Origin of the sequence: Dietzia sp. B32 (assembly GCF_024732245.1) — a bacterium.
In the GTDB taxonomy this organism is placed as follows: Bacteria; Actinomycetota; Actinomycetes; order Mycobacteriales; family Mycobacteriaceae; genus Dietzia.
Genome location: NZ_CP093845.1, coordinates 1194893 through 1216713, shown reverse-complemented (window position 1 = coordinate 1216713; position 21821 = coordinate 1194893). Strand labels below are relative to the sequence as shown.

At 73.5% G+C, this 21821-nt stretch carries 21 protein-coding genes and 1 tRNA gene; 14 read left to right on the top strand and 8 right to left on the bottom strand.

What is annotated here, in order from left to right; all coding sequences use genetic code 11:
- Positions 1-10 precede the first annotated feature (10 nt).
- The gene (locus L8M95_RS05805; protein ID WP_260488553.1) at positions 11-1105 is read left to right on the top strand and encodes an o-succinylbenzoate synthase; all 1095 of its coding nucleotides are present in this window, start codon (positions 11-13) and stop codon (positions 1103-1105) included.
- A gap of 236 nt (positions 1106-1341) precedes the next feature.
- Here the strand turns inward: L8M95_RS05805 and L8M95_RS05800 are convergent, their stop codons facing one another.
- Positions 1342-1932 carry a flavin reductase family protein gene (locus L8M95_RS05800; protein ID WP_260488552.1) on the bottom strand — a complete coding sequence of 197 codons (591 nt, stop codon included), beginning with the start codon at positions 1930-1932 and terminating at the stop codon, positions 1342-1344.
- Between the two features lie 132 nt (positions 1933-2064).
- Between L8M95_RS05800 and L8M95_RS05795 the strand changes: the two genes are divergently transcribed.
- On the top strand, positions 2065-3555 hold the full coding sequence (locus L8M95_RS05795) for a WS/DGAT domain-containing protein (RefSeq protein WP_260488551.1): 1491 nt from the start codon (positions 2065-2067) through the stop codon (positions 3553-3555).
- A 28-nt stretch (positions 3556-3583) separates the two neighbouring features.
- Here L8M95_RS05795 and L8M95_RS05790 read toward each other — a convergent pair whose 3' ends face one another.
- Positions 3584-4201, bottom strand: a complete 618-nt coding sequence (locus tag L8M95_RS05790) for a DinB family protein (protein WP_260488550.1) — start codon at positions 4199-4201, stop codon at positions 3584-3586.
- A gap of 109 nt (positions 4202-4310) precedes the next feature.
- Positions 4311-4868 carry a DinB family protein gene (locus tag L8M95_RS05785; protein ID WP_260489177.1) on the bottom strand — a complete coding sequence of 186 codons (558 nt, stop codon included), beginning with the start codon at positions 4866-4868 and terminating at the stop codon, positions 4311-4313.
- A gap of 107 nt (positions 4869-4975) precedes the next feature.
- Here L8M95_RS05785 and L8M95_RS05780 point away from each other — a divergent pair, with 107 nt between their 5' ends.
- Genes L8M95_RS05780 through L8M95_RS05760 form a run of 5 tightly spaced genes read left to right on the top strand, consistent with a single transcriptional unit; the run spans position 4976 to position 10257 of the window.
- A complete protein-coding gene (locus L8M95_RS05780; protein WP_260488549.1) occupies positions 4976-5974 on the top strand; it encodes a YafY family protein in 999 nt (332 codons plus the stop codon).
- Between the two features lie 10 nt (positions 5975-5984).
- Positions 5985-7739: a 2-succinyl-5-enolpyruvyl-6-hydroxy-3-cyclohexene-1-carboxylic-acid synthase gene (gene menD / locus L8M95_RS05775; RefSeq protein WP_260488548.1), complete on the top strand. Its 1755-nt coding sequence runs from the start codon at positions 5985-5987 to the stop codon at positions 7737-7739.
- Complete coding sequence (locus L8M95_RS05770; RefSeq protein ID WP_260488547.1) at positions 7736-8221, top strand: DUF3592 domain-containing protein; 486 nt, start codon at positions 7736-7738, stop codon at positions 8219-8221. The genes menD and L8M95_RS05770 overlap by 4 nt, the downstream gene beginning before the upstream one ends.
- Before the next feature lie 37 nt (positions 8222-8258).
- Positions 8259-9530, top strand: a complete 1272-nt coding sequence (locus tag L8M95_RS05765) for a glycosyltransferase family 1 protein (RefSeq protein ID WP_260488546.1) — start codon at positions 8259-8261, stop codon at positions 9528-9530.
- Between the two features lie 37 nt (positions 9531-9567).
- Positions 9568-10257, top strand: a complete 690-nt coding sequence (locus L8M95_RS05760; RefSeq protein ID WP_260488545.1) for a demethylmenaquinone methyltransferase — start codon at positions 9568-9570, stop codon at positions 10255-10257.
- Between the two features lie 172 nt (positions 10258-10429).
- On the opposite strand, the gene L8M95_RS05755 is transcribed toward L8M95_RS05760, so the two are convergent.
- The gene (locus tag L8M95_RS05755) at positions 10430-11662 is read right to left on the bottom strand and encodes a geranylgeranyl reductase family protein (protein ID WP_260488544.1); all 1233 of its coding nucleotides are present in this window, start codon (positions 11660-11662) and stop codon (positions 10430-10432) included.
- Between the two features lie 156 nt (positions 11663-11818).
- Here L8M95_RS05755 and L8M95_RS05750 point away from each other — a divergent pair, with 156 nt between their 5' ends.
- Positions 11819-12865: a polyprenyl synthetase family protein gene (locus tag L8M95_RS05750; protein ID WP_260488543.1), complete on the top strand. Its 1047-nt coding sequence runs from the start codon at positions 11819-11821 to the stop codon at positions 12863-12865.
- A 34-nt stretch (positions 12866-12899) separates the two neighbouring features.
- Here L8M95_RS05750 and L8M95_RS05745 read toward each other — a convergent pair whose 3' ends face one another.
- Genes L8M95_RS05745 through L8M95_RS05730 form a run of 4 tightly spaced genes read right to left on the bottom strand, consistent with a single transcriptional unit; the run spans position 12900 to position 16102 of the window.
- The gene (locus tag L8M95_RS05745) at positions 12900-14042 is read right to left on the bottom strand and encodes a sulfate/molybdate ABC transporter ATP-binding protein (protein ID WP_260488542.1); all 1143 of its coding nucleotides are present in this window, start codon (positions 14040-14042) and stop codon (positions 12900-12902) included.
- A complete protein-coding gene (locus L8M95_RS05740; RefSeq protein WP_260488541.1) occupies positions 14035-14829 on the bottom strand; it encodes an ABC transporter permease in 795 nt (264 codons plus the stop codon). The genes L8M95_RS05745 and L8M95_RS05740 overlap by 8 nt, the downstream gene beginning before the upstream one ends.
- Complete coding sequence (gene modA, locus L8M95_RS05735) at positions 14826-15596, bottom strand: molybdate ABC transporter substrate-binding protein (protein ID WP_260488540.1); 771 nt, start codon at positions 15594-15596, stop codon at positions 14826-14828. The genes L8M95_RS05740 and modA overlap by 4 nt, the downstream gene beginning before the upstream one ends.
- Positions 15597-15607: 11 nt before the next feature.
- Entirely contained in the window at positions 15608-16102 is a 495-nt protein-coding gene (locus L8M95_RS05730; protein WP_260488539.1) for a YajQ family cyclic di-GMP-binding protein, read from the bottom strand.
- Between the two features lie 190 nt (positions 16103-16292).
- Here L8M95_RS05730 and L8M95_RS05725 point away from each other — a divergent pair.
- From L8M95_RS05725 to L8M95_RS05695, 6 genes are all read left to right on the top strand, one after another.
- A tRNA-Tyr gene (locus L8M95_RS05725) sits at positions 16293-16374 on the top strand.
- A gap of 199 nt (positions 16375-16573) precedes the next feature.
- Complete coding sequence (locus L8M95_RS05720) at positions 16574-17578, top strand: polyprenyl synthetase family protein (protein ID WP_260488538.1); 1005 nt, start codon at positions 16574-16576, stop codon at positions 17576-17578.
- The gene (locus L8M95_RS05715; RefSeq protein ID WP_260488537.1) at positions 17575-18435 is read left to right on the top strand and encodes a squalene/phytoene synthase family protein; all 861 of its coding nucleotides are present in this window, start codon (positions 17575-17577) and stop codon (positions 18433-18435) included. The genes L8M95_RS05720 and L8M95_RS05715 overlap by 4 nt, the downstream gene beginning before the upstream one ends.
- Positions 18432-20087 carry a phytoene desaturase family protein gene (gene crtI / locus L8M95_RS05710; protein WP_260488536.1) on the top strand — a complete coding sequence of 552 codons (1656 nt, stop codon included), beginning with the start codon at positions 18432-18434 and terminating at the stop codon, positions 20085-20087. The genes L8M95_RS05715 and crtI overlap by 4 nt, the downstream gene beginning before the upstream one ends.
- Positions 20084-20461, top strand: a complete 378-nt coding sequence (locus L8M95_RS05705) for a lycopene cyclase domain-containing protein (RefSeq protein ID WP_260488535.1) — start codon at positions 20084-20086, stop codon at positions 20459-20461. The genes crtI and L8M95_RS05705 overlap by 4 nt, the downstream gene beginning before the upstream one ends.
- Positions 20458-21759, top strand: coding sequence for a prenyltransferase (locus tag L8M95_RS05695; protein ID WP_312027447.1), 1302 nt, complete (start codon positions 20458-20460; stop codon positions 21757-21759). The genes L8M95_RS05705 and L8M95_RS05695 overlap by 4 nt, the downstream gene beginning before the upstream one ends.
- Positions 21760-21821 lie beyond the last annotated feature (62 nt).

Genomic DNA, 21821 nt, shown 5'->3' with positions numbered 1-21821 from the left:
GCGTGGAGCCATGACATCCGTACCGGGCCCCGAGTCGATCGACGATCTGCTCGCCCGTGTGCGCGTGGTGGCCCTGCCGATGCGGGTGCGGTTCCGCGGCATCACCGAGCGGGAGGTGGCGCTGATCGAGGGCCCGGCGGGGTGGGGCGAGTTCGGCCCCTTCGCGGAGTACGACGATCCCGAGGCCGCCCACTGGCTCGCCTCCGCGCTGGAGATGGCGTGGCAGGGACCGCCGCCGGCGCTGCGCTCCCGGGTCCCGGTCAACGCCACGGTCCCGGCGGTCGCTGCCGGCGAGGTCGCGGGCGTCCTCGACCGGTTCCCGGGCTGCACGACGGTCAAGGTCAAGGTGGCCGAGAAAGGGCAGCAGCTCGTCGACGACGTCGCCCGCGTCGCCGCCGTCCTGCAGGCCCGCCCGGGCGCGCGCGTGCGGGTGGACGCCAACGGGGCGTGGTCGGTCGCCGAGGCGGCCCACGCGATCCGGGTGCTGGACCAGGCGGTGCGTGCGGACGACGTCGCGCGGGCCCCGGGCAGCGGTCCGGTGTCGCTGGACGGGCCGGGCCTGGAGTACGCCGAACAGCCCTGCGCGACGGTGGAGGAACTGGTCGAGCTGCGGGCCCGGTTGGCGGCCGACGGAGTGCACGTGGACGTGGCCGCCGACGAGTCGATCCGCCGCGCCGACGACCCGCTGCGCGTCGTCCGGGCGGGTGGTGCCGACAGGGCGGTGGTCAAGGTCGCGCCGCTCGGGGGGCCGCGCCGCCTGCTCTCCGTCGCCGCCGAGCTCGGGGTGCCGGTGACGGTCTCCAGTGCGCTCGACTCGGCGGTGGGGGTCGCCGCGGGGGTCGCCGCGGCTGCCGCGATGCCCGGTGGTGCCGGGCGTGGCCGTCCCGGATCCGACGACGACGACGAGATCCCCGCCGCCGGACTGGGCACCGGCGGGTTCTTCGTCGAGGACGTCGTCGAACCGGGCACGTTCTCCCTGGAGGACGGCTGCCTCCCGGTCCGCCCGGTGGCGCCGGACCTGGCGCGACTGGAGGGCCTGCGTGTGAGCGGCGAGGTCCGCGACTGGTGGCTGGACCGGATCCGCCGCTGCCACGAGCTCCTCTGAGTCGCCCGGCCCGGCCCTGCCCCGGCCCGCCCCGGCCCTGCCCCGGCACTGCCGGCCCGCCCGGCCATCGCCCTGCCCCGGCACTGCCGGCCCGCCCGGCCATCGCCCCGTGCACCCGCGCGCAATCACTGCAGCCGCTCACGAAACACCGTGAGCGGGTGCCGGAGTTGCGCGCGGCTGCGTCGGGGCGCTCGAGGACGGCGGCGGTGAGCCGGGCGGCGGCGGGCTGGGCGCGCCTACTTCCTCGGCCGCGGCAGTTCTCGCGTGCGCGGGGCGTACCCCCACTGGTGGCGGCCCAACCGTGAGGGCGGCAGCAGTGATCCGAAGTCGGGCAGGCCGTCGTCGGCGAGCATCTCGTCATCGATGGTCACGCTCACCACCCGCCCGAGCAGCATCGCACTGGTGCCCAGGTCGATCACGTCGTGGCGTACGCACTCGAACGCGATCGGCGCCTCGGCCACCCGTGGCGGTGCGACGACGTCCGACGGATCCGCCGTCAGACCCTGCATCTCGAACTCGTCGACCTCCGGACCGACGGGCGCCGAGGTCGCGTTCATGACCTCCATCAGCGACTCGGTGCCGATGTTCACCACGAACTCGCCGGTGTCCACGACGTTGCGGTAGGTGTCCTTGTGGCCGATCGAGGTCACGGACAGGATCGCCGGGTCGGCGCAGGCGACGGTGAAGAAGGAGTACGGGGCGAGGTTGGGCACCCCGTCGGCGGAGATCGTCGACACCCACGCGATCGGGCGCGGGGTGATCGACGCGGTGAGCAGGGCGTACATGCCCTTGGCGGGGGGATCATCCGGGGTGTGAACGATGCGCATCCGCCCATTGTGCCGCCGGATGCCCTGCCGCTTCGGCCATAGCGCGGTGGGGCATGTCAACGCTGCTCTAGCGTGGGGACGAATCGGTGGTCTCGAGGGCGAAGTGGCGGGCGAGCGAGAGGAGCCGTGGCGATGGCGGCGAACGACGGGGTCCGGATCCCCCTGCGCGACCAGCTGTGGCTGCTCATGGACCGCCCGGACAACCTCATGTACATCAACTGCCTGGTGTGGTTCGCCGAGATCCCCGACTGGGACGAGGTCGCCCGGGCCATCCAGACGAGGATGGTCGACGCCTATCCGGTGTTCCACCGCATCCCCGTCCGCAGAGGCCGTCGCTGGTACTGGGTGGACGACCCCGACTACGACATCGCCAACCACCTCGTGCACAGCCGCCTGCCAGAACCGGGCGGTCGCGCCGAGGCCGAGGCGTACGTCGCCGAACAGATGGCGGTGCAGCTGCCGAAGGGCCAGCCGATGTGGCGCGCCGAGTTCATCGAGGGCTATTTCGGGCACGAGGCGACGCAGGCGGGCGCGCTGATCCTGTTCCGCGTCCAGCACGGCGTGGTCGACGGGATCCGGCTCACGCAACTCGTGCTGGGCCTGTGCGACCACGAGGACGACTCGCCGTTGCCCAGCGTGGGCCGGGATCTCGCGCCCTCCGGCGGCGGCATCCTCGGGGCGGTCACCGGCGCCGGCGCCGGGCTGGCCAAGGACTCGTGGGGAATCGCGCGGGGGCTGACCGGCGCCACCGTCCGGTTCCCGGTGACCCTGGCCCGCCTGGCGCGGGACGTCGCGGCCCCCGGCCGGTCGCTGACGCGGGTCCCGACCCGCTTGGTGGAGTCGTTGACGGACAACATCAGCGCCGAGAACCGGACCGCGAACACCTACCGGGGCGTTTTCCGGTTGCTGTTCGAGCCGCGATCGGCCGACCTGTCGTGGAGCGGCAAGTCGCACGCGGAGAAGAAGGTCTCCTGGATCTCGGGGCTGGACCTGGCGGCGGTCAAGCGGGTGGCGAAGGTGCACGACACGACCGTCACGACCGTGATGCTGGCCGCCGTGTCCAAGGCGCTCACGCAGTACCTCGACACCCAGGGCGACCGGCGGGTCTCCGATATCAACCTCATGGTGCCGATGGCGGTCTCCCCGGTCGGCGACGAGCTGCCCGACGAGCTGGGCAATCACATCACTCTCATCCTCATGCGGCTGCCGCTGTGGATCGACGACACCGACGAGCTGCTCGAGGCGATCACCACGTCGATGACCCGGGTGCGCTATTCGCTCGAGCCGCACGTCAACTTCGCCACGATGCTCACCGTGGCCGTCACGCCCGGCCCGGTGGCGCACGCCGTGATCGACCTGTTCGCCAACAAGACCGTCGGCCAGCTGACCTCGGTGCCCGGGCCCGTCTCCGCGGTCACCCTCGCCGGTACGCCGGTGGCGGGGATGCTCGGCTGGGTGCCGATGAGCGGCGACCAGGCGCTCGGGATCTGCATCTTCAGCTACAACGGAAAGGTCTCCGTGGGCATCGCCACCGACGCCGAACTCATTCCCGAACCGGGGGCGGTGGCGGGGATGATCGAGGGCCAGTTCACGTCGTTCGACGGCTGGTACGACGAGGACTGAGCCCGACGCCGGGATCAACCCCCGCCGGTCACCACTGCGGCGCCGGCACCTCCGGGTGCGCGGCGAACCAGGCCCCGATGTAGGACATGTCGATGCTCTGGTCCTCGGCGATCAACTCGTACATCGTGCGGTTGTCGACCGCCTCGCGCAGGATGTCGGCGTGCCCGGAGTGTCGGGCGATCTCGTTCAGTGCGTGCAGCGCCGCCCAGCGACCGTTGAACGGCGGTAGGCCGGGAGGAAACCACGGCATCTCGGTGGGCACCGGTACCGGCGCGTCCAGGTCGGCGTCGCGCAGGTGCTCGAGCGCGGCGGCGTGCCGTCGGTCGAACTCGGCGAGGATCTCCTCGGCGGTGGCGTCGGGGTCGGCCCGGTTCACGGTCTTGGCCCAGGCGAACTGCTCGGGCAGTGATCGGCCGGTGTCGGGTGCGTCGGGTGCGGCGGCGGCGCGGCCCAGCCAGCCCTCGGCGACCTCGCCGATGTGCAGGATGAGCCACCCCAGCGTCAGCTCGCTGGTGGGCACGGGGCACGTGCGGAGCTGATCGCCGGTGAGGCCGTGGACGATCGACCGGGCGTTGACGAGCGCGGCGTCGATCCATTCGAGCAGGTTCTCTCGCTCGGTGTCGCGGGTGGCGGGGAACAAGGGCATGACGACTCCTCTGGTAACGGGTGCGGGTGTTCGGGGTGCGGGGGTTCGGGTGGGTGTCCGGTGGATGGGCGTTCGCGGCGGGCCGTGGGACGACGGCGGGGCCGTCGTGTCAGCGGGTGTGCGCGTAGAGGTCCCGCAGCAGGCACATCTCGGCCCCGTGGTGGATGACCTCACGGTTGATGTGCAGGACCAGGGCGGCCATGGGGTAGTCGGCCCACGGTCCCTCGGACTCGCCGATGGGTCGGGCGAGCGTCTCGGGGTCCAGCGCCCGCACGCCCTCCATCCAGCCGACGTAGGTGCGCTCGAGTTGGGCGAGTCCGCCCGCGGCGTCCCCGGCGTAGGTGTGGGTCATGTAGTCGTGGGGCGGTCCGCCGAAGTGGGAGTGCCACCGGGCGCCCAGGACCCCGACGACGACGTGGCCGATCCGCCACGCGATGGTCGTGAACGGGGCGGGGACGGGTTCAGGGAACTCGAAGTCGATGGTGAATTCGCCCTCGCCGCCCTGCATGGGCGCGGTGCCGGCCCCGCGGGGGCGGATGTCCCAGGTGCGCTCGTCGGCCGCGGGGGAGAAGTGGTACTCGGCGTCGGTCATCCCCTCCAGGCGCGGCCGCAGGTGGCCGTTCCAGTGGTATTCGAGTTGGTCGACGAGCTGGGCTGTCCAGTCGATGGGGCGGGTCGTGGTGGTCACGGTGTTCTCCTGACGGTGGTGGTGTCCGCACAGCGTCTCAGCCCAACCGGACAGGATCGGTCCGCTGAGGGTGGAACACTGCTGTCATGAACGACGACAGGATGCCGACCACCCAGCGTGTGCTGGCCCTTCTCGACCTCCTGCAACGGCGATCGGTGTGGACGGGCGACGAGTTGGCGGCCGAGCTGGGCGTGACCACCCGGTCGATCCGCCGCGACGTCGACCGGCTGCGTGACCTGGGGTATCCGGTGGAGTCCGAGCGCGGCGCGGGTGGTGGGTACCGGCTGGGGTCGGGCCGGCGGTTGCCGCCGCTGTTGCTCGACGACCGCGAGGCCGTGGCCGTGGCGATCGCCCTGCGGCTGGCCGCGGGCGGCGCCGTGGCGGGCGTCGGGGAGCACGCGCTGCGCGCCCTGACCAAGCTGGACCAGGTCATGCCCGGACGGCTGCGCGAGCGGGTCGCCGACGTCACCGAGTCGATGGTCGCGGTCCCCGGCTCGGACACCCCGGTCGAGCCGGAGATGCTCATCGACCTGGGACATGCGGTCCGGGGCACCGAGCAGGTGCGGTTGGCGTACCGGGATCGGGCGGGCCGGGACACCGAGCGTCGGGTGGAGCCGTACCGGATCGTCGTCCTGGGCCGGCGCTGGTACCTGCTGTCCTACGACCTCGACCGCGCGGACTGGCGCACCTTCCGCCTCGACCGCATCCGGGCCGTGCACCGCAGCCGGTGGCGCTTCACGCCCCGCCCGGACGTGCCCGATCCGGCCGCGCACGTCCAGTACGCCGTGACCGCGGCGCCGTACCAACACCTGGCCCGGGTGCTGGTGTTCGCGCCCGCGGACGCGGTGGTCGAGCAGTTCCCGCCCACCTACGGCACGGTCACCGAGCTCCGCCCCTCCGACCACCCCGACGGTCCGGCCTGCCGGCTGGAGACCGGGGGCGCGGATCTCGAGGTGCTGGCCTGGTACCTCGGTCGGTTGCCGGGCCCGTTCACCGTGGAGTCGCCGGACGGGCTGCGGGAGCGGCTGGCGGAGCTGGCCGAGCGGCTCACGCTCGCGGCCGGATCGCCGCCCCACCCCGACTAGGCTGGGGGCGATGAACCCCACCGTGAGCAACCCGAGTACCGCGCAGGCCCGTGTCCTGGTCGACGAGTTGATCCGCCACGGGATCACCGACGCGGTCCTTTGCCCGGGTTCGCGCAGCGCCCCGTTGGCCCTGGCCCTGGCCGCCGCCGAACGGTCCGGCCGACTCGCCCTGCACGTGCGGATCGACGAACGCGCTGCCGGGTTCACGGCGCTGGGGCTCGCGCTGGGGTCGAAGCGGCCGGTCCCCGTCGTCGTCACCTCCGGCACGGCGGTGGCCAACCTGCACCCGGCGATGGTGGAGGCCGCGCATTCGGGAGTGCCGCTCCTCGCGCTCACGGCCAACCGGCCGCCCGAGCTCCGCGGGACCGGCGCCAACCAGACCATCGACCAGGTGGGGCTGTTCGGCCCGCACGCGCGGGCGGTCGTCGAACTCGGCGCGGCGGGGGACCCGGAAGCGGAGCACCGGCACTGGCGGTCGGCGATCGGCCGGGCGATCCTCACCGCCACCGCGCACGCCGACCCGGGTCCGGTGCAGGTCGACATCGCGTTCCGCGAGCCGCTCGTGCCGGGCGAGGGCGACGAGGACTTCGCCCTCGGGTCAGACGCAGCGGGGAACGACGACGACGACGAGGTCGGCGGCAGCTCGGGGGCCGGTCGTCTGCCGGCGGGGCGTGCGGACGGTCGCCCGTGGGTGCAGCGGGCGGGAGCGGGGGTCGACTCCGCGCCCGCCGAGTCGGCCGTGGCGGTGGATCTCACGCGGCCCACGTTGGTCATCTCGGGGGTCGGGGCGGCCCCGGTCTCGGGTCTGGTGACGGTGCCGACGGTGGCCGAACCCGGGGCGCCCGTCCCGCTGCACCCCGTGCACCCGCTGGCGATCCCGGCGCTGCGGCCCCAGCAGGTGGTGGTCACCGGTCGGCCGACGCTCCACCGTGCCGTCACCCGGCTGCTGGCGGACCCGGACGTCGACCTCGTGATCCTCGACGCCGGCCCGCGCTCGCCCAACCCCACCGGGAGCGCCGCCGAGCTCGCCGATTCCGTCCTCACCGGGTGGGGCGTGGACCAGGGGTGGACCGAGACCACCGCCCGCGCCGACGCCCGCGCCCGCGCCGCCGTGGACCGGCTACTGGACCGGCACCTCGAGTCCGGCGCGCCGACGGGTCTGCACGTGGCGCGCGCCGTGGCCCGCGGGGTCCGGGCCGGGGACAACCTCGTGGTGGGCGCCTCCAACGCCGTGCGGGACCTGTCGTTCGTGGGTCCGCTCGACCCGGATGTGGCGATGTACGCCAACCGCGGGGCGTCGGGGATCGACGGAACGGTCTCCACCGCGATCGGGGTCGCGCTCTCCGCCCCGGGGCGGACCGTCGCGTTGGTCGGCGACCTCACCTTCCTGCACGACGTGTCCGGGCTGCTGCTCGGGCCGCGGGAACGTCACCCCGACGATCTGACGATCGTGGTGGCCGACGACGACGGCGGCGGCATCTTCTCCCTGCTCGAGCAGGGGGACCCGCGCCTGGCCGCCGACTTCGAGCGCGTCTTCGGCACCCCGCACGGCACCGATCTGGGAGCCCTGTGCGCGGGTTTCGGGGTGCCCTTCACCGACACCGACCCCGCCGGTCTCGAGGCCCTGCTCGCGCAGCCGGCGTTCCCGCACGGGCACCGGGACATCGTCCCCGAGGGGCTGCGGGTGGTGCGGGTCGCGACAGACAGGCAGGGTCTGCGCGACCTCCACGCGGCCCTGCGCGCGGAAGCCGTGGCGGACGGGTGACCGCCGCGGCCACGGTCACGGCACGCCAGATCCGTCGCGCCCGCCGCATCCGGTGGGGCGTACGGGTGGTGGCCGTGACCGCAGGAGTGTTCTCGCTGCTCACGGCGGTGCTCATCGTGCTGGCGTGCTTCGTCGACGACCAGCGGATCGACGGGGACATGGGCAGCGCCACCGCGACCGTCACCGAGGTCACGGACCGGCGGGCCGCCGTGGAGTTCGACGCCGGCGGCGGCCGGACCGTCCGCCCGGTGACGGGCGTGTTCTACCCGACCGGGCTCGTCGAAGGGCAGCGGGTGCAGGTCGAGTTCCGCCGCGCCAACCCGGACCTCGTGCGGGTCTCCGGCCGCAGCTGGACCGTCGCGGTGGTGCCCGCCCTGTCCGTGCCCGCGGTGGTCATCCCGCTGGCGGCACTCGCCTATGCCGCCGCGTCGCCGAGGGTTCACCCGGCGGCACCACGAATTCGACGCCTCGTCTCCCGCTGAACACCGGCCCGTGGCCCGGCCCGGCGACAGTGGGGTCGTGCGCGTAGCCATCGTCACCGAATCGTTCCTGCCGAACGTCAACGGCGTCACCAACTCCGTCCTGCGCGTGCTGGAGTACGCGCGGCGGCACGGTCACGACTGCCTGGTGGTGGCCCCGTCCGGGCAGGTCGGCCTCTGGCAGGGCGCCGCCGACGCCGTCCGGACGCACCCGCTGGTCAGCGCGGTCGCCCCGCTGTTCGGCGGCCCGGACGCGGAGGGGCCCGGCCCGGATCACCACCTGGGCTATCCCGTCCACCGGGTCACCGCGGTGAAGGTTCCGGTGGTGTCGTCGCTGCCGGTCGGCGCACCCAGCCCGAGCGTGTTCGGCGCCCTGCGCGACTTCGACCCCGACGTGGTGCACCTCGCGTCCCCGTTCGTGCTCGGCGCCGCCGGTGCCGTCGCGGCCCGCGCCCTGGGCGTGCCCTCGGTGGCCGTCTACCAGACCGATGTCGCCGGGTTCGCCGACGCCTACGGGGTCGGCGTCGTCGCCGACGCGGCCTGGGCCTGGACCCGGGCCATCCACGCGACCTGCGACCGCACCCTCGCCCCGTCGACCGCGGCGATGGAGGATCTCGCGGCCCACGGCATCCCGCGCCTGTACCGGTGGGGTCGGGGCGTCGACACCGAGCGCTTCTCGCCGTCCCGGCGCAGTGCGGCCCTGCACGCGCTGTGGTCCCCGCAGGGGCGGCCCGTCGTGGGGTTCGTCGGCAGGCTCGCCCCGGAGAAGCACGTCGAGCGCCTTCGGTCACTGGCCGACCGGTCGGGCCCGGGGGGAGACCTCCACCTCGTCGTCGTCGGCGACGGCCCCGATCGCCCCGCACTCCGAGCCGCCATGCCGCACGCGATCTTCACCGGCGAGCTCCACGGCGACCAGCTGGGGCAGGCCTACGCCACGATGGACGTGTTCTGCCACCCCGGGGAGTTCGAGACGTTCTGCCAGTCCATCCAGGAGGCGCAGGCGTCCGGCGTGCCCGTCGTCGGCCCCGACCAGGGCGGGCCCCGCGACCTCGTGCAGGCCGGGGTCAACGGCGTCCTGCTCGATCCGCGCCGGTACGCCGACGAGGTGTCGCACGCCGTGGACGCGGTGCTCGCCGACCACGAGCGACTGGCCGCCGGGGCCCGCGCCACCGTTCTCGGTCGCACCTGGGACGCGATCTGCGCCCAGCTCTTCGACCACTACGCGGCCGCGGGCGCCCGGTCCGATTCGGGCAGGGTCGGCGTGGGCGCGCGAGGTGTGGTCGGAAGCCGAACCCCACGTGTGGTGGCCTGATCGGCCGCGTCCACCCGGGGCGGGTAGCGTCGACGGCGTGTCCCGCGCCAATCTCGACAAGCAGCCCCGCGACGTCGCGTCGATGTTCGACGGTGTCGCCAAGCGCTACGACCTGACCAACACCATCCTCTCCGGGGGGATGGATCACGTGTGGCGGCGGCGGGCCCGCTCGCTGCTCGCGCCGCGGCCCGGGGAGCGGATCCTCGACCTGGCCGCCGGCACCGCGGTGTCGACCGTCGAGCTCGCCAAGTCCGGCGCGTGGTGCGTGGCCGCGGACTTCTCGCTGGGGATGCTGCGGGCGGGCTCCGGCCGGGACGTGCCCAAGGTCGCGGGCGACGCCATGAGGCTGCCGTTCGCCGACGACTCCTTCGACGCCGCCACCATCAGCTTCGGGCTGCGCAACGTCCAGGACACCGCCGCCGGTCTGCGCGAGATGGCGCGGGTGGTCAGGCCGGGCGGGCGCCTGGCCGTGGTGGAGTTCTCCACGCCCGTGTTCCCGCCCTTCCGCGCGCTGTACATGAACTACCTCATGCGGGCGCTGCCCAAGATCGCCACCAGCGTGTCCTCCAACCCGGACGCGTACGTCTACCTGGCCGAGTCCATCCGCGATTGGCCGGACCAGCAGGCCCTGCTCGAGATCATCGAGGCCAGCGGCTGGGAGCGCTGCAGCGTCACCAACCTCACCGGAGGGATCGCGGCCATCCACCTGGCGCGCCGCCCCGCCTGACCCCGGCCCCGCCTGACCCCGGCGCGGGCACAGCGAACGCGGCGCCACCCCGGGCGCGCTGAGTCGACCTCCCGGGGTGCGCGCCGTCTTTGTACGCTTTCCGGCCGCTTGCGCTGCCGCTCTGGTCCATTCCCGACGCGTAACCCGGGCGGGGCGGAGGCCCGGGGGCGGCTCAGTCCGCGAAGAGGGGCCGGCGGTCCAACCTGCGGGAGATCGACCCCGCCGCCCGCCAGCCGCGGGCCACCACATCGCGGTCCGAATCGGCGACCGTGTTGGACATGCACCGCACCGCCGCGGTCATCAGCGCCTGCGAACGCATCCCGATCGGTCCCGCCAGCGGCAGGAACTGCGGGAACGTCAGTAGTCGCGCGGCGTCGCGGGCGATCGCGAACGACTCGCCGTACGTCTCCCGCAGGATCTGCGGCCACGCTGTCGTCAGGTCGCCGCGGCCCGTCACGACGAGCTCCGCCAGTAGGCGGCCGCCCTCCAGCGCATAGTCGATCCCTTCGCCGTTGAGCGGGTTCACGCACGCCGCGGCGTCACCGACCGCGGCCCAGTTGGGACCGGCCACCGTCGAGACCGCCCCGCCCATCGGCAACAACGCGGACGTCACCGCCCGCGGCTCGTTCTCCAGGGCCCAGTCCTCGCGGACGCTACGGGCGTAGTGCTGCAGGAGCTCCTTGACGGCGACGTTCGCCGGCCGCGCCGAGGTCGCCAGCGCACCCACCCCGAGGTTGACCTCGCCGTCGCCGAGCGGGAACACCCAGCCGTAGCCCGGCTGGATGGCGCCCGCCTCGTCGCGCAGCTCGAGATCGGAGCCGATCCACGGGTGATCGTGTCGCCCGGACCGGACATAGGATCGCGCCGCCACGGCGTACACCGTGTCGCGATGCCAGGTCCGACCGAGCAGCCGACCCACCGGCGACCGCACGCCATCGGCCACCACGAGGGTTCGGCACTCCACGCGACCGCCCTCGGTCCGGACGGCGGTCACCTCGCCGTCGTCGCCCCTCTCCACGTCGGTCACGCGCACGCCGTCATGGACGACGGCGCCCGCCGCCACGGCCGCCTGCCGGAGCCGGTCGTCGAACACCGTCCGCCGCACCGCCGACCCCGTACCGCCGTGCTCACCGGCCGGCCACGGCACCCGGCGGGAGTGGCCGAAGCCCCGCAGTTCGAGACCGCGGATGGTGATGCGGTCCCGCGCCCACCCGCCGAGCCCCAGCCGGTCGACCTCCAGCATCGCCCGCGGCGTGAGCCCGTCGCCGCAGGTCTTGTCGCGCGGGAACCGCGCCGCGTCCAGCACCGTGACCTCGCGTCCGGCACGCGCCAACCACGTGGCGGTCGCCGAACCGGCCGGGCCGCAGCCCACCACCAGGACGTCCGTCGACGCGGGAAGACCCATACCTGACTCCATGCGCTCCATGGTGGCAGGTCGGCGGGGGCGGCGGTCGCCGGGACCTCGGGCGGGGTGGGGTGCCGCAGCCCGCGACCCGGGACCGTAGTCTGTCGGCAGGGGCGGTCGACGCCGCCCCGGACCTGGCGACGAGGACGAGTGGGGATGTCGAGCGATTCAGTGACCGGCACCGCGGAGACGGCGACCGACCACACGGTGGCGGGCGTGGACGTCGGCGACGCCGACCTCGCAGCCGAGTTGCGTGCGCGGCTCGACGAGGTCGAGACGCTGCTCGTCGACCGGCTCCAGACCGGCGAGGACTTCCTCTCCGAGGTCGCCCTGCACCTGGTGACCGCCGGAGGCAAACGATTCCGGCCCGTCGTCACGCTGCTGTCCGGCGCACTGGGCCCCGCACCCGACCGCGAGCGGCTCGTCAAGGCCGCCGTGGTGTGCGAGATGATCCACCTGGCCACGCTGTACCACGACGACGTCATGGACGAGGCCTCCATGCGCCGTGGTGTCGAGTCGGCGAACAGTCGATGGGACAACTCCACCGCGATCCTCGCCGGCGACTTCCTCTTCGCCCATTCCTCGATGCTGCTGGCCGACCTCGGGCCCGAGGCCGTGCAGCTCATCGCCCAGACGTTCGCCGAGCTCGTGACCGGGCAGATGCGCGAAACCGTCGGCCCGGGCGTCGGAGGTCGGGACGAGGGCGCCGCTGAGCACTACCTGCGGGTGATCTGGGAGAAGACCGGTTCGCTCATCGCCGCCGCCGCCCAGTTCGGCGGCAGGTACTCGGGAGCGACCGGCGAGCAGATCGAGCACCTGCGCCGTCTCGGCGACGCGGTGGGGATCGCCTTCCAGATCGCCGACGACATCATCGACATCGCCTCCCCGTCCGCCGAGTCGGGCAAGACCCCCGGCACGGACCTGCGCGAGGGCGTGCACACCCTGCCGATGATCTACGCGATGGAGAACGGCTCCGCGGACAGCGCCCGACTGCGCGAGCTGCTCTCCGAGCCCCTGACCGATGACGCCGAGGTGGCGGAGGCGCTCGACCTTCTGCGCGCATCGGACGGCATGCGGCGTGCCCGGGCCACCCTGGAGAAGTACGTCGACGACGCCATGACCGAACTCGACGCCCTGCCCGCCGGTCCCGCGAACGAGGCGCTTCGCCGGCTCGTGCGTTTCACCGTCGACCGCGTCGGCTGACCTCCGCCGTCTGCCGGGCCCGGGGGAGTGCCGGTCAGCGACGCGGATACAGCGCGACCTGGGCCGCCTTGACCACCAGGATCACGGGACAGCCCGGAGCGAGCGCGAGTTCGGCGGCCGAGCGGCTGGTGATCTCGGCGTCGACCCGCTGACCGTCCCGGAGCTCGGCCGTCACCCGCGTCAACGCCCCGGCGGGGGCGAGGGAGACCACCCGCGCGGGCCAGGCGTTCCGCGGGCTCGATGCAGGCGCGTGCGCGGACGGCGGGGTCGGTGTCGTGGGGACCGGAGCCGGCGGAGAGTCGACGGCGCGTGCGGGATCGACGTGGACGGCCACCGCCCGCGGATCGACGGTCGCCACCGCCCGCGCTCCCGACCGCCATCCCGCCACCGCGTCCGCGCGGACCCCCGAGACGAGGTCGCCACCGGGGGTGAGGAGCTCGTCGTCGTCGGCGACTCCTTCCACCAGTGAGACCCCGGCCAGGCGCGCGGCGAAATCGGACGCGGGGCGCGCCAGGACCTCCTCGACCGTGCCGGACTGGGTGACGCGGCCGGAGGCGACGACGACGACATCGTCGGCCAGCGACCACAGGTCCAGCGGATCATGGGTCACCAGGACCACGGCCCGTCCGGTGAGCCGATCAGCGAGGAGACGCCGGATCGCGGGCGCGACCTCCACGTCGAGGGCGGCCAGGGGCTCATCGAGCAGGACGAGCTCCGGATCCACGGCGAGCGCCCGGGCGAGGGCGACGCGCTGCGCCTGCCCGCCGGACAGCTCGTGGGGCCTGCGGTCGGCGTGGTCGGCGCAGCCCACGGCCTCGAGCTCGGTGCGGGCGCGGTCGAGTGCGGCCCGCCTGCGGATGCCACGGGCGCGCGGGCCGTACGCGACGTTGTCCAGGGCGGACAGGTGGGGCAGCAGCCCGGGCCGCTGCTCGAGCGACACCACGCGGCGGCGGTGGGCGGGCAGATGGGTGCGGGGCGAGCCCACGACGCGGCCGCCGATCCGGACCTTGCCCGAATCCGGTCGCAGGTGCCCGGCGAGCAGGGCCAGGGCCGTGGACTTGCCCGCGCCGTTGGGGCCGACGAGCGCGACTCGGCGGCCCGCGGGGACGGTGAGGTCCAGGTCGACGTCGCGGTCGCCGACCCGGCAGTGGAGCTCGGCGGCGGGGTGCTCAGCCACGGCCCGTCACCGCCCGGCGGGCGACGAGGGCGGAGACCGTCATGAGCACGGCCGCGACCGCGATGAGCACGACGGCCAGGGCGAGGGCGGTCTCGGTGTCGGCCTCGCGGCCGAGGTAGATCTCCAGCGGGAGGGTGCGGGTGGTGCCCTGCAGGGAACCGGCAAAGGTGAGGGTGGCTCCGAACTCTCCCAGGGCGCGGGCGAACGACATCGTCGCGCCGGCGACGAGGGCCGGCAGGACGAGCGGCAGCGTCACGGTCGTCAGGACCCGGGTCGGCGAGGCGCCCAGTGAGGCGGCGGTCCGCTCGAGGCCCGGGTCCACCGAGCGCAGCGCGCCCTCGAGCGCCACCACGAGGAAGGGCATCGCCACGAACGTCTGCGCGATCACCACGGCCGCGGTGGTGAACCCGATCTCGATCCCCAGCACCGACAGATGGCGGCCCACGACTCCGGTGCGCCCGAGCGTGATGAGCAGGGCCAGGCCGGCCACGACCGGGGGCAGGACCATCGGCAGCGCCGTGATCGTGCGCGCCAGCGCCGCCAGGGGCCCGCGGCTGCGGGACAGCAGCACCGCCAGCGGGGCCCCGAGCAGGATGCACAGCACGGTGGAGACCGCGCACGTGCGCAGGCTCAGCCACACCGCGTCCCGGGCGGCCTCGGAGGCGAGGAGCTCGGGGACCCGCGCCCACGGGACGCGCACCGCCAGGCCCGCGAGGGGCACGGCCGCCAGGAGGACGGCGAGCATGGCGGCGACGAGCAGCCAGCGGGGCAGCGGCGGGCGGGTCACGGCGGACCGAAGCCGTGTTCGGCGAGGACCGCACGCCCCTCGGGGCCGGTGACGGCGTCGACGAAGCGGCGGGCCAGGGCGGGGTCCGTGGCCCGGTCGAGGACCGCCAGCGGGTAGACGTTGGGCGCCGCGTCGGCGCCGGCGATCGGGACCTGCTCGACACGGTCGGCGACGGCGCGGGCGTCGGTGACGTAGACGATCCCCGCGTCGGCCTCACCGGAGGTGACCTTCCCGCGCACGTTGGTGACCGTGGACTCCTCGCTCACCGGGGCCAGCCGGATCCCGGCGGCGTCGGCCAGCGTGCGTGCAGCGGCACCACACGGCACGACGGACGCGCACACCACGAGTCGTGCACCGTCCAACGAGTCGTCGAGCCCGGTGACCCCAGCGGGATTGCCGGGCGGGGTGATGAGCGTGAGCACGTTGGTGGCCAGCCTCGCCGGCTCACCGGCGACCAGCCCCTCGGCGACGGCGCGGTCCATCGTCCGGGTGTCGGCGGAGGCGAACACGTCCGCCGGGGCGCCACCGGACAGCTGGTCCACCAGGCCGGAGGAGCCGTCGAAACCCAGCCGGATCGTCACGCCGGGGTGAGCCGCCTCGAAGTCGTCGGCGATCTCGGTGAAGGCTTCGCTGAGCGACGCGGCGGCGACGACGGTCAGCTGCTGCGCGCCCTCGTCGTCGTCGCCCCCGCGCGCGCACCCCGCGAGCGCGCACAGTCCCACGGCGGTGACCAGCGCGGCGGCGCGGCGCGGACCTCGACCGGGCACCGTCCGCGCGACTAGCGGTAGTTGGTGAACTGCAGCGCGACCTCGAAGTCGGCGCCCTTGAGCAACGAGATGCACTCCTGCAGATCGTCGCGCTTCTTGGAGGACACGCGGATCTCCTCGCCCTGGATCTGCGCCTTCACGCCCTTGGGGCCCTCGTCGCGCAGCAGCTTGGTGATCTTCTTGGCGTTCTCCTTGTCGATGCCCTGCTTGAGCGACCCGACCAGGCGGAAGGACTTGCCCGACGGCATCGGCTCGCCCACCTCGAGCGCCTTCATGCTCAGGCCCCGGCGCACCAGCTTCTCCACGAAGACGTCCTTGGCGGCCAGCACGCGGTCCTCGGAGTTGGCGACGATCTCCACCGCGTCCTCGCCCTTCCACTCGATGCTCGCGTCGGTCCCGCGGAAGTCGTAGCGGGTGCCCAGCTCCTTGGCGGCCTGGTTCAGGGCGTTGTCCACCTCCTGGCGGTCGAACTCCGAGACGATGTCGAACGAGGACTCCGAGGCCATGGACGCTCTCCTGTCGTTGGGGATGTTCCGGCCAGGCTACCCGCCCGGCGCCGGACCGGAGGCCGCCACCGGCCGCGCCGGAGGCCGCCAGCGGCCGGGTGGGGGGCGCCGCCGCACCACCCCTGAACACCCCGATTTGGCACCAGGGGTCACAGCCGTTGTATCGTGTCGTAGCGCCCTTGAGGTGCACGCCAGATTGCCCGAGCGGCCAAAGGGAGCGGATTGTAAATCCGTCGGCTTAGCCTACGTTGGTTCGAATCCATCATCTGGCACGCGGGACCCCTGCCACAAGCGGGGGTCTTCGTGCATTTCGGGCCTCTCGGCGCGGGGATCCGTGACAACGTGAACACGCGCGGACGCCAGCGTCACGACCACACGACCTGTCACGGGCGCATCTCGTCGACGAGAATCGAGGTGAGACGTATCCACGACGGCCCCGGCTCCGAACAACACGACATGACACTCCTTTCGATGACCGCCGCACATCGGATGACCTCCCACGATCTGCCGGCGGGACTGGGTTCGGCGGTGGACGAGTGGGTCTATGACCTGGGGCGGACCACCCGTGCTGGCAAGGGGATGCGCTCGGCGCTCTTCGACGCCGTCTACTCCTCGGCCGGAGGGCGCGACGAGGCCGTGCGGGTGGCCACCGGGCAGGCGCTGGAGTTGCTGCACGAGGCGTTCCTCGTGCACGACGACCTGGCGGACGGGGACGACCAGCGCCGCGGCCAGCCCAACCTGCAGGGGCGGACCACCGCGCGGGCCGTCGAGTCCGGCCTCGGCACCGAGACCGCGCGTCACGTCGGACAGGTCGGCGGGCTGCTCGGCGGCGACCTGCTGCTCGTGGCCGCGATGGCCGGGTTCGCCCGACTGCCCGTCCCCGCGCCGGTCCTGCATCGTGTGCTCGACGAGGTGCAGAGCGCGGTCGTGGCCTCGATCGCCGGGGAGTACGCCGACGTCCACGGCGCCGTCGAGCGCGAGCTCGCCGACCGTGAGCGGGCGTTGGCGATCGGCGCGGCCAAGACCGCCGCCTACTCCGTGTGTCTGCCCCTGGTCCTGGGCGCGGTGCTCGCCGGCGCGTCCGACGAGGTCATCGACCCCCTGCACGAGGTGGGCCGCCACCTGGGGACCGCGTACCAGGTGATCGACGACGTGCTGGGCGTGTTCGGCGACCCGGCCGAGACGGGCAAGTCCAACGAGGGCGACCTGATCCGCCGCGCGCCGACCGTCCTGCTGGCCTTCGCCGCGACCACCGAGGTCTGGCCGGAGATCGACGCCGCGCTCGGCCGGCCCGCCCCCGACCCCGACACCGCACGCGAGCTGCTGCGCGGGTGCGGCGCCCGCGAGCACGCGGTGGGCATCGCCGAGGACCTCATCACCGCCGCCCGCGCCGCGCTGGACTCCCCGGCCGTGCCCCATGACGTCCGGGCCGCCCTCGCCCCCCACCTGGCCACCGCCCTGGAGAGGACCCGATGACCCAGCAGAGCCCCCACGCGGAGTTCACCGACGCCGCCCGCCGGTGCAGCGAGGTGATCCTGCGTCGGTACTCCACGTCGTTCGCACTGGCCTGCCGACTGCTCGCGCCCGCCACCCGCCCGCACGTCGCCGCGATCTACGCGTGGGCGCGGGTCGGGGACGAGGTCGTCGACGGGGCGATGGACGACCCGGTCGCCGCGCGCGAGCTCATCGCGGAGGCCCGCCGCCGGACGCACCGCGCGATCGAGCGTGGCCTGGACCCCGATCCGGTGACGCACGCCTTCGCCGACACCGCGCGGCGCTTCGGGATCGACGCGCGCCTGGTGGATCCGTTCTACGACTCGATGGAGGCCGACATCGACGTCACCGAGCACACCGAGGAATCCCTGCGCCGGTACATCCACGGGTCGGCGGAGGTCATCGGGGAGATGTGTCTGCGGACGTTCGCCGGTGGGGGACTGGGCGACGACGACGAGATGGCCGCCGGAGCGCGCGCACTCGGTGCGGCGTTCCAGAAGGTGAACTTCCTCCGGGACATCCGGGAAGACTTCACGGACCTCGGTCGCAACTACCTGCCGGGCCGTGACCCGCGGGCACTGACGGAGGAGGACGTGAGCGAGTTGGCCGACGACGTGGACGCGGACCTGCGCATCGCACGGGCGGCGATACACCGGATCCCGGGCCGTGACCGGCTGGCGGTGGCCGCCGCCCACGACCTGTTCGCCGAACTCAACGACCGCCTGCGGGCGGCCGGGGCGTCCGGGGTGAGCGCGGGCCGGGTGCGGGTGCCGGATCCGGTCAAGCTCGTGGTGATCGGCCGCGCCGCGGCCGGTCGTGGTCGGGCGGTGGCCCGATGAGCCGCCGGCAGGCCCCGGACGGGCCGGTCGTGGTGGTGGGCGGCGGTATCGCCGGCCTGGCAACCGCCGCGCTGCTGGCCCACGAGGGCCGCGATGTCACCCTGGTCGAGGCCACCGACTCGGTCGGCGGGCGCGCCGGGAGCTGGTCGTCCGGCGGATTCCGCTTCGACACCGGGCCGTCCTGGTACCTCATGCCGGAGGTGTTCGACCACTTCTTCCGCCTCTGTGGCACCTCCGCCGACGAGCAGCTGGACCTGGTGCGCCTGGACCCCGGGTACCGCGTGTACTTCGAGAACCGGCCCGAGTCGCTCGACGTCCGCTCGGACCGCGCCGCCTCGACCGCGCTGTTCGAGTCGCTCGAGCCGGGCGCCGGCCGCGTTCTCGGCACCTACCTCGACTCGGCGCAGACCACCTACGACCTCGCGCTCAAGCGGTTCCTCTACACCAACTTCACCTCGTACCCGGCCCTGGTGCGTCCCGATGTGCTGGCCCGCGCCGGGTCGCTGGTCGCGCGCCTCGTCCAGCCGCTGCACTCGTTCGTGGCCCGTCGGTTCAGCGACCGCCGCATCCAGCAGATCCTCGGCTACCCCGCGGTGTTCCTGGGGTCCTCGCCGTACCTGGCGCCGTCGATCTACCACCTCATGAGCCACCTCGACCTCACCGACGGTGTCCTTTACCCGCGTGGAGGGTTCACCGAGGTGATCGCCGCGGTCCGCCGGGTCGCCGAGCAGCAGGGGGTGGCCATCCACACGGGCACCGAGGCGATCGAACTGGTCACCACATCCGAGGGCGCCCGCGGTCGCGGGTCCCGCCGCTCGGGGGCCCGGGTGAGGGGCGTCCGGGTGCGCGACCGGGCAGGGGAGGAGCGGACGCTTCCGGCCGACCTCGTCGTCGGGGCCGCGGACCTCCACCACCTCGAGACCCGGTGGCTGCCCGACCACCTCCGCACGTACCCACAGTCCTACTGGGATTCGAAGACCCCCGGGCCCGGCGCGCTGCTCATGCTGCTCGGTGTGCGCGGTGAGCTGCCGCAACTGGCCCATCACACGCTGCTGTTCACCGACCGGTGGGAGGAGGGGTTCGACGCCATTTTCGGCGAGAAGCCCCACATCCCCGACCCGGCGTCGCTCTACGTGTGCCGCCCCAGCGCCACCGACACCGACCCGGACGCGGGCATCGCCCCGGAGGGGCACGAGAACCTCTTCGTCCTGGTCCCCATCCCCGCCGACCCCTCCCTCGGTCACGGCGGCGTGGACGGCGCGGGGGACGCGGCGATCGAGGCGGCCGCCGACCAGGCCATCGCCCAGATCGCCGACTGGACCGGCATCGACGACCTGGCCGAGCGGATCGTCGTGCGCCGCACCATCGCGCCCGCCGACCTCGAGGACGACCTCGGCGCGTGGCGCGGCACCGCCCTCGGTCCCGCGCACACGCTGGCGCAGAGCGCGTTCTTCCGCACCCGCAACGTCAGCAAGCACGTCGACGGGCTGTACTACGCCGGCGCCTCGACCATCCCCGGGATCGGGCTGCCGATGTGCCTCATCAGCGCCGAGTTGATCCTCAAGCACGTGCGCGGGGACACGAGCACCGCGCCCGTGGCCGAGCCCGGCGGGGGCACGGTGTTCGATCGGGGCTCGGTGTTCGACCGGTGATCGGACTGGCCTACCTGGCGGTCCAGGTCATCTCGTTCGCCGGCATCCTCGTCATCGACCACCGGTGGAAGCTCGCGGCGTTCCGCGCGCCGGCCGCGACCGCCCTCACCGTGACCGCGGCGGTGGCCCTGCTGCTCACCTGGGATGTGCTCGGGGTGCGCAGCGGGGTGTTCTTCCGCGGGCAGACCGACTTCATGACCGGCCTCCTGGTCGCGCCGGAGATCCCGCTCGAGGAGGTCGTCTTCCTCGCGTTCCTGTCGCACCTCGCACTGGTGTGTGCGACGGGCGTGGTCACGGCCGTCGAGCACGTCTCGGCGCGGCGGGGCGCGCGGTCCGGCGGCGCACAGAACGACGGGGCGGGGGCGCGCTCGTGAGCATCTACTCGACCATCAACTTCACGATGGCCATCCCCGTGGTGGCCGCCGCGCTCATCGCGCTGTGGCGCCTGCGGGGGCCCGAGCGTCGACGCTGGCTGACCGGGGTCGGCGGCTCGCTCGTGGTGCTGCTCGTCCTCACGGCGATCTTCGACAACATCATGATCTCCGCCGGGCTCGTGGCCTACGACGACGCGCTGACCAGCGGCATCCGCCTGGGCGTGGCCCCCATCGAGGACTTCGCCTACGCCGTGGCCGTGGCCGTGTTCATGCCCTCGGTCTGGTTCGTGCTCACCGCCCGGCCGCGGGCCGGTGCCGTGGCGGGCAGCCCGACGGTGTCGGGCCGCGGGGACGCGGCGCTGGCGGGCACCCCGGAGCCGGGGGAGGACGACGACGACAAGGTCCGCACCCCCGAGCGGCCGGCGACACCGGGTCTGCTCACCACCCTCTTCTGGTCGTCCCGCCCGGTCTCGTGGGTGAACACCGCCGCCCCGTTCGCGCTGGCGTACTTCCTGGCCACGGGCGGCTTCGACCTGCTGGGCGTGATCGGCACGATCTTCTTCCTGGTGCCGTACAACCTCGCGATGTACGGCATCAACGACGTCTTCGACTACGAGTCGGACCTGCGCAACCCCCGCAAGGGCGGCGTGGAGGGCTCGGTGCTGGAACGATCGCGGCACACGGCGACGCTCGTGGCCTCGGCCGTGACGACCGTGCCGTTCCTGGTCTACCTCGTGGTGGTCGGGACGCTCGAGTCGTCGCTGTGGCTGGCGGCGAGCGCGTTCGCGGTGATCGCCTACAGCGCCAAGGGTCTGCGGTTCAAGGAGATCCCGTTCCTGGACTCGGTGACCTCGGCGTTCCACTTCGTCTCCCCGGCGATCGTCGGCTGGACCATCGCCGGCGCGGACCTCGGGGGCGGGGTGTGGGCGTGCCTGATCGCGTTCATGCTCTGGGGCGCGGCGTCCCAGGCGTTCGGCGCCGTGCAGGACGTGCGCTTCGACCGCGAAGCCGGCCTGAAATCGGTCGCCACCGTCCTCGGCGCACGGGCAGCCGTGTGGTTCGCGCTGGCCTGCTACGCCGCCGCGGTACTGGTGCTGCTGATCGCCGCGCCGTGGCCCGCGTCGGGGGCGGCGTTCGCCATCCTGCCGTACCTCGCCACCGTGGCCGCCTACACGCGGGTCACCGACACCACCGCCGAGGCGACCAACGAGGGCTGGAAGCGCTTCCTGGTGCTCAACATGCTGGCCGGGTTCTGCGTCACCCAGCTCATCCTCTGGTCGGTGCTCGTCTGGGCGTGAGCCCGCGCCGTCTCACCGGCTGGTGCGGCCGACCGGGCCCGCGCCGTCCCACCCGTCTACGC

Bases quoted from the DNA above. Each gene is read 5' to 3' on its own strand.
- L8M95_RS05715 (WP_260488537.1), top strand. From the start codon at position 17,575: ATGACCCAGCAGAGCCCCCACGCGGAGTTCACCGACGCCGCCCGCCGG.
- crtI (WP_260488536.1), top strand. From the start codon at position 18,432: ATGAGCCGCCGGCAGGCCCCGGACGGGCCGGTCGTGGTGGTGGGCGGC.
- L8M95_RS05795 (WP_260488551.1), top strand. From the start codon at position 2,065: ATGGCGGCGAACGACGGGGTCCGGATCCCCCTGCGCGACCAGCTGTGG.
- L8M95_RS05780 (WP_260488549.1), top strand. From the start codon at position 4,976: ATGAACGACGACAGGATGCCGACCACCCAGCGTGTGCTGGCCCTTCTC.
- L8M95_RS05730 (WP_260488539.1), bottom strand. From the start codon at position 16,102: ATGGCCTCGGAGTCCTCGTTCGACATCGTCTCGGAGTTCGACCGCCAG.
- L8M95_RS05790 (WP_260488550.1), bottom strand. From the start codon at position 4,201: ATGCCCTTGTTCCCCGCCACCCGCGACACCGAGCGAGAGAACCTGCTC.
- L8M95_RS05800 (WP_260488552.1), bottom strand. From the start codon at position 1,932: ATGCGCATCGTTCACACCCCGGATGATCCCCCCGCCAAGGGCATGTAC.
- menD (WP_260488548.1), top strand. From the start codon at position 5,985: ATGAACCCCACCGTGAGCAACCCGAGTACCGCGCAGGCCCGTGTCCTG.
- L8M95_RS05720 (WP_260488538.1), top strand. From the start codon at position 16,574: ATGACCGCCGCACATCGGATGACCTCCCACGATCTGCCGGCGGGACTG.
- L8M95_RS05750 (WP_260488543.1), top strand. From the start codon at position 11,819: ATGTCGAGCGATTCAGTGACCGGCACCGCGGAGACGGCGACCGACCAC.
- L8M95_RS05755 (WP_260488544.1), bottom strand. From the start codon at position 11,662: ATGGGTCTTCCCGCGTCGACGGACGTCCTGGTGGTGGGCTGCGGCCCG.
- L8M95_RS05805 (WP_260488553.1), top strand. From the start codon at position 11: ATGACATCCGTACCGGGCCCCGAGTCGATCGACGATCTGCTCGCCCGT.